7 protein-coding genes are annotated in these 5,407 nt (G+C 61.1%); 3 read left to right on the top strand and 4 right to left on the bottom strand.

Translation table 11 applies throughout. The annotated features are described in order from the left end of the window. A partial coding sequence (locus Q0X61_RS12525; protein ID WP_297743137.1) for an ISL3 family transposase occupies positions 1-747 on the top strand: 747 nt, incomplete at its 5' end. 42 nt (positions 748-789) lie between these two features. Here the strand turns inward: Q0X61_RS12525 and Q0X61_RS12520 are convergent. The 4 genes from Q0X61_RS12520 to Q0X61_RS12505 all read right to left on the bottom strand — a co-directional run bounded on the left by Q0X61_RS12520 (position 790) and on the right by Q0X61_RS12505 (position 4,545). Next, on the bottom strand, positions 790-1,548 hold the full coding sequence (locus Q0X61_RS12520; RefSeq protein ID WP_297743135.1) for a hypothetical protein: 759 nt from the start codon (positions 1,546-1,548) through the stop codon (positions 790-792). After that, entirely contained in the window at positions 1,545-3,212 is a 1,668-nt protein-coding gene (locus tag Q0X61_RS12515; protein ID WP_297743133.1) for a hypothetical protein, read from the bottom strand. The genes Q0X61_RS12520 and Q0X61_RS12515 overlap by 4 nt, the downstream gene beginning before the upstream one ends. After that, on the bottom strand, positions 3,209-3,910 hold the full coding sequence (locus Q0X61_RS12510; protein ID WP_297743131.1) for a hypothetical protein: 702 nt from the start codon (positions 3,908-3,910) through the stop codon (positions 3,209-3,211). Before Q0X61_RS12510 ends, Q0X61_RS12515 begins: the two co-directional genes overlap by 4 nt. Positions 3,911-3,981: 71 nt before the next feature. After that, positions 3,982-4,545 (bottom strand): YqgE/AlgH family protein, encoded by a 564-nt coding sequence (locus Q0X61_RS12505; RefSeq protein WP_297743129.1) that lies wholly within the window; start codon positions 4,543-4,545, stop codon positions 3,982-3,984. A gap of 129 nt (positions 4,546-4,674) precedes the next feature. Here Q0X61_RS12505 and Q0X61_RS12500 point away from each other — a divergent pair, with 129 nt between their 5' ends. Together Q0X61_RS12500 and Q0X61_RS12495 are read left to right on the top strand one after the other, a co-directional pair. Then, positions 4,675-5,052, top strand: coding sequence for an iron chaperone (locus Q0X61_RS12500; RefSeq protein WP_297743127.1), 378 nt, complete (start codon positions 4,675-4,677; stop codon positions 5,050-5,052). Between the two features lie 110 nt (positions 5,053-5,162). After that, a complete protein-coding gene (locus tag Q0X61_RS12495; RefSeq protein ID WP_297743125.1) occupies positions 5,163-5,390 on the top strand; it encodes a type II toxin-antitoxin system Phd/YefM family antitoxin in 228 nt (75 codons plus the stop codon). Positions 5,391-5,407 lie beyond the last annotated feature (17 nt).

Here is a 5,407-nt window from a genome sequence, read left to right as displayed (position 1 = left end):
ACTTCTGATTCATCGATTCCATCCTTACTTGAAGAACAGAACGAAACCCAGGGCGCTTCAAAACAGGTGTTCAAGACGTGGCTCGCCGCCCGCCCCCGAGCCTGGCGCAAGGGGATCGAGGTCGTCGCGATGGACGGATTCACCGGCTACAAGACCGCGGCGGTCGAGGAACTCGGCAACGCCACCACGGTGATGGACCCGTTCCACGTCGTCCGGCTCGCCGGCGAAGCGCTCACCCGCTGCCGCCAGCGCGTCCAGCAAGACACCTGCGGGCATCGGGGCCGCGCCGGTGACCCGCTCTACCGCGCCCGCCGCACCCTGCTCACCGGCGTCGATCTACTCACCGACAAGCAAGTCGCCCGACTGGAGGCACTGTTCGCCGACGAACAGCACACCGAGGTCTACGCGACATGGAGTATCTACCAACGGCTCGTCGTGGCTTACCGACATCCCGACAAGCAACTTGGACGATTCCTCCTTCAAGGCGTGATCGACTCGGTCAGCACCGGCGTCCCGAGAGACCTCGTCGAGCTCGTCAGCCTGGGCCGGACCCTCCACCGACGGGCGGCCGACGTGCTCGCCTTCTTCGACCGCCCAGGCACCAGCAACGGCCCAACCGAAGCGATCAACGGACGCCTCGAACACCTCCGCGGGATCGCCTTGGGATTTAGGAACCTGACCCACTACATAGCCAGAAGCCTCCTCGAAACCGGAGGATTCAAACCCCACCTACACCCTGCATTGTGAAGAGCCGCTTAGCGTCAACAGGAGGTGCAGAAGGCGAAAGCCTCAGGGCTCAACTCGGTCAAGGCTGTCCACCATCACGACCCCAGTATAATGAAGGTCTACCGAGGCTTTTCCAACCCAAAAGCGCCAGCGGCCGCGCTGATTCCTGCGGAACTCGGCGGCACACCAGCTCAGCAGGCCTGCGAGCTCGGATGTCCGGGTACCGATCCCGAATCCAACAGGGTTGGGCATCGGCGGACGAGAAGCAATCGTTTCTCCAGGAAGCAGAGCCACTTGCGCTATTAGCACAAATCTCCCCAATAAGAGGTCAGTGAGGTCGCCTGCATCGAATAGCAACGGCGAGACCGTGGCGACGGCCTCCTCAAAGTTACTGTGCTCTTCAATTTGACGGTCGGTGAAGGCTTGCCACTGCTGCTTCGCTTCACCAGACCATGCGTTATTGATGCCTCGGCGCTGCACATCCTTCATGAGGGTAAGCAGCTCTCCCACATCTTGGCTCAGGTTGAACCACGACTGACCACGGTTTTTCAGCCTGCAGGAGGAATCTTTGCTCTGCTCCGCCCACCTTGTGATGGCATGAATCTGCGCCAGCGCCGCATTACCTTTCGTGGTGGCCCCGCGCAGTGCCGTTTGTGCCATCGCGGCGGCAACTGTAGCTGCTGCACCAGAAAGGCCCATATTGGATGCCAGACTGAGCGTCATCGAGATCTCTTGCTGATCGTTCATGATCGCTTTCGTCAGCGTGCTGCCTAGCTTCTTCGTGCGCACTTGAAGGTCTGCGAAAATGTTATTCATCGTCACGGAATCTCCCTGTCAGAGAGCTGGGCATTCTGCAATTCGGTGGTGTCATAGGCTTCGGCGCTCAACGCCATGTTCTCCGAGGTATATTGATTTATCCCTGTGCGATGCTCGGTGGAAACCACCGACGCTTCACGCATAGCCTCGTAACTTGGCTGCATATACCGGCTCATCACCCCGAAGGTGGCAGCATCGCCAACGAGCCTGTCGAACCGATCCCTGAGCCTAGCTTGCTCTTGCGCAATCGAATCCCAGGCCTTCGCCTCTACGCGTAATTCTTCGCTGCGCACCGAAAAGTCTTTCGCTGTTGCGTTCGTGTGCCCAGCCCGCTTTGACACTCCACCAGCGTTGCGAATGAAGTCGCGCGAACTAGCGCTCGGCTGACTCGGTGCGTCGGACAGGTGTGAGTACTGGGTGGATTGCAGCCCAGAAACCTGCTGCTTCACGCCCGATGAAGCCGACGTTCCCTCGCTGCCCCCGTGGTTCGTGATGGCGTCGCGGTAAGCGTCGCGGCTCAGTCTTTCGACCCCCTGACGGACGCCTCCGTTTTGAAGAGAAGGACCGGCATCTGGCGCAGGAACACCGTGCGTGGCGTCGTGCGAACGCTGACCATGCGAGAGGCCCGACCAGGAGTTTGAGACCCCGTCGCTCACTTTTCCTTGACCGGCATTCCAGCGCGCCATCTCTTCGTTTGAAACATATCCGTCGCCGTTCAGGTCGGCTCCCCTGCCAAGACCGAGAGAGCTTCCGAACCCGCTACGTCCTGCCCCGCCACCGTCGTAGTAGGGGTTCGGGTACAGGTTTCCGTCGGGGCCCTCAATGAATTGCTGGGTAGTGTCGATGCCTGCAGCACGCATCGCTTCGGCGAATGCCGCCGGGTCGCTGCTTTGCACGTCGCCTCCCGCGGCGAGCACACCTGAGGATGGCGGCGAAAACATCGCGCCCGTGGCTCGAGAACTCTGCAGGCCCGCCATAGCTGCCGACGATGCGCCGCCGCTCATGCTTTGGTAGGTCAGGGCCTGCTGGGCGGAGGCAAGATTTTGCGCTCCGCCGAAACCTCCGAGGGTGGCGCTCGGGAGCGTCGTCCCACCAGGTGCTCCACCTCCGGCGGCGCCGGCTCCCGCTCCGGCCATGGGCATCATGGGGCCCATGCCGCTGCCGGCGCCTTTCTTCCCACCGCGGGTTCCAGAGCTGCGCATGGCCATCGAAGTCCGTGCGCTGTCGGCGCGTTCCTCGTCTTCGTCCAGTGTCAGGCCCGGAATGTTCTCGGGGTTGTCGTAGGCGCCCCACGGATCTTCGGAGTGGTCGACGCCTGCTGCCGCCAGCTGCTCATTGCCGAAGTGCACTTCCCCACCGGCGGCCATCACGCCAACAGAACCCGCTGCCGCTGCCTCAGCCATAGGCGATAGCGGCGTCGGCGCGGGCGTGAGGCCAGCGTTGCCCGCACCCTGAGCTGCGGGCGGCGCACCTGCCGGAACGGCACCCGCCGCGCCCCCACGCGAATAGGCGTTGCCCGTGACAGGCAGGGGGCCACGCCGCCGGCCCTTCGAGTGCTTCTTCTCTGCACTGCGCACGTCGCGGTAGTTCAACGTCGCCTCTTGTTCTCGATTTAGGAGGTCGTCGTCGGCGGCATCACTCGTATCGTTCCGCAAATTCTTGTCAGTCATGCGATTCCCTTGGACATCTTTGATTGAAGAGCAGCCGATAGCTTTCTGCACTCTTCGGCCAGTTCTTCCCGCTCGCCAGGTACGAAAACGGGTGGGACATAGTTGCCGTATGCCTTACGGTGCACTTTCAACACCTGATCAGCAATCTCACTGGCGCCAGCTGACGCCAGCCAGGTCTTGTTGAACTCGACCTTCTCCGTCAGTCCGGCCAGTGACAAGGTGACGGTGACGTTGCCGCCGCGGCCACTTGCACGAATCTTCTCCCCTTCGAAATCTGCCCAGCGGACGTTCTCTGGGGCGCGGGCGTCGAGTTCACGGATGCGATCCATGAGATCGAGGTACTGCTCCATAAGCTCTTCATGCGTACCCTCAAATTCCACTTCGACGGGCTCCGGTTCCGGGATTTCAAGATTACGCGACTGGCCAAAGCGGAGGTTCGCGCAGAAGAACGCCTCGAAAAAAGCGTCGCTCAGCGAATGACCTGCCAACCGCTCGCGCCACCGAGGGGAGAGTTTCACGCGCTCGAGATGCCGAGTGTCCTCGTCCACCCAAATGCGGACCACCTGCCGTGCGTCGGTGAAACCGTGCGAAAAATACCATACCTCGACGTCGTTCTCGGCCTCTTCCGTCGAATCGTCAGGCACGACTTCGAAGCTCGGCGGGGCGAGCAGCTCGTCGTCCATCACGTCGTCGGTCACGTTTCCTCCATTTGGGGTACCAAGATGCAGTCAACCACACAGTGGGGTCAATGTCGGGGCATTCTTCCGCCTCAATTGAGTATAGGCAGGGCAGTCCAGGTGGACCACCTGGAGACGGCACCACCTAGACGCCGCAGCACCCGCCGCCACAGATCGTCGGGGATTCCGAACACTTCCTCAGCGCGAGCGGTGGTTCGAAACCAGGAACCGCGGATGAGTTCGCCTTCGAGCTGGCCGGCTTCCCACCCAGATAGGGCGACGTACATGCGCATGTGCGCGAATGCCCCCTCGACGAGCTCCACGGGGGTGTCGAGGTCGACGAGGCCCACTTCTCCGAATATCTGCTGCCATCCAGGCGGGCTCTGCTCGGGGTTGGCGAGCTGCGCAAGTGCCACCACCGCATGTTCGTTGACTGGGCCGCCGAGGAACGGTACCGACGGCGGCGAGAGCAGGGGCTCCCATTGGGCGAGCGGCTGGGGGACGTCGAGATCGCTCGGGCGGTTGAGCACAATGCCGAGGGTGCCCGCGTCGTTGTGCTCCAGCACTAACACGACGGTCTGATCGAAGTAGCCACCTTTTCCAGGCTCAGTGGAAATGAGCAACTGTCCAGCAGCTGGGGGCCCGAGCAGTTCCATACTGGCACTTTAGCCTGCTCTCAACTGTTGGACCGGGCAATTGGCTCCGTTGTCGTTGACCCCTGTCGCCAGAAGTGTCAAGGCGGTAGCACCACGGGTTGCCCGCGAATTCCAACTACTGTGGAAGCTATGGCGATCACCACGTTGCACGAGTTCTTAGACGGCGTTCCTGAGGGGCCTAAGCGTGAACGCATGATTGAAGTGCTCCAATGGGTCCAAACCACCTACCCGAGCCTCGAGATGCGGATCGCTTGGAACGCCCCCATGTTCACGCACCACGGAACCTTCATCATTGGGTTCTCGGCAGCCCAGAAGCATCTGTCCATAGCTCCCGAGGGCGCCACCATGGAGCACTTCACGCAATACATGCAAGAGCGCGGCACCGACCGCACCGCCATGCTCGTCCGCCAACTATGGAGCGCACCCGTCGACTATGAGCTGCTCGCAACGCTCATCGACTACCAACTCGCCACGAAAGATCACATCACTAGCTTCTGGCGTCCCTAGCCCGCACAGAGCATCTCCGAACCGCGCCACGAGAGTCTCTCCCTCGCAACCTGAAAAAAGCGGGCGACGACAAATGTGCATGCACAACTTTCTGTACAGGAGGTTTCTTCATGGAGACAGTGAGCTACACAGAGTCGCGAGCCAACTATGTCCAAGTTCTCGACGACGTCGTCAATAACCGTGAGGAAGTCGTCATTACTGGCGCAGGGCATGACCCGGTCGTGATGGTCTCGCTGGCAGACTACGAGATATTGCGTCAAAATGTTACCGATACAAGGGCTGCTCGGACGCCGGAACGCCACCACCTTAAGCGGTCGCGCACCGATCGTCTATCCTGACTATTGACAGTCACACA

This window comes from uncultured Tessaracoccus sp. (assembly GCF_947255005.1).
Classification (GTDB): Bacteria; Actinomycetota; Actinomycetes; order Propionibacteriales; family Propionibacteriaceae; genus Arachnia.
This window is presented reverse-complemented; position numbering and strand designations above follow the sequence as displayed.

Bases quoted from the DNA above. Each gene is read 5' to 3' on its own strand.
- Q0X61_RS12515 (WP_297743133.1), bottom strand. From the start codon at position 3,212: ATGACTGACAAGAATTTGCGGAACGATACGAGTGATGCCGCCGACGAC.
- Q0X61_RS12495 (WP_297743125.1), top strand. From the start codon at position 5,163: ATGGAGACAGTGAGCTACACAGAGTCGCGAGCCAACTATGTCCAAGTT.
- Q0X61_RS12500 (WP_297743127.1), top strand. From the start codon at position 4,675: ATGGCGATCACCACGTTGCACGAGTTCTTAGACGGCGTTCCTGAGGGG.
- Q0X61_RS12505 (WP_297743129.1), bottom strand. From the start codon at position 4,545: ATGGAACTGCTCGGGCCCCCAGCTGCTGGACAGTTGCTCATTTCCACT.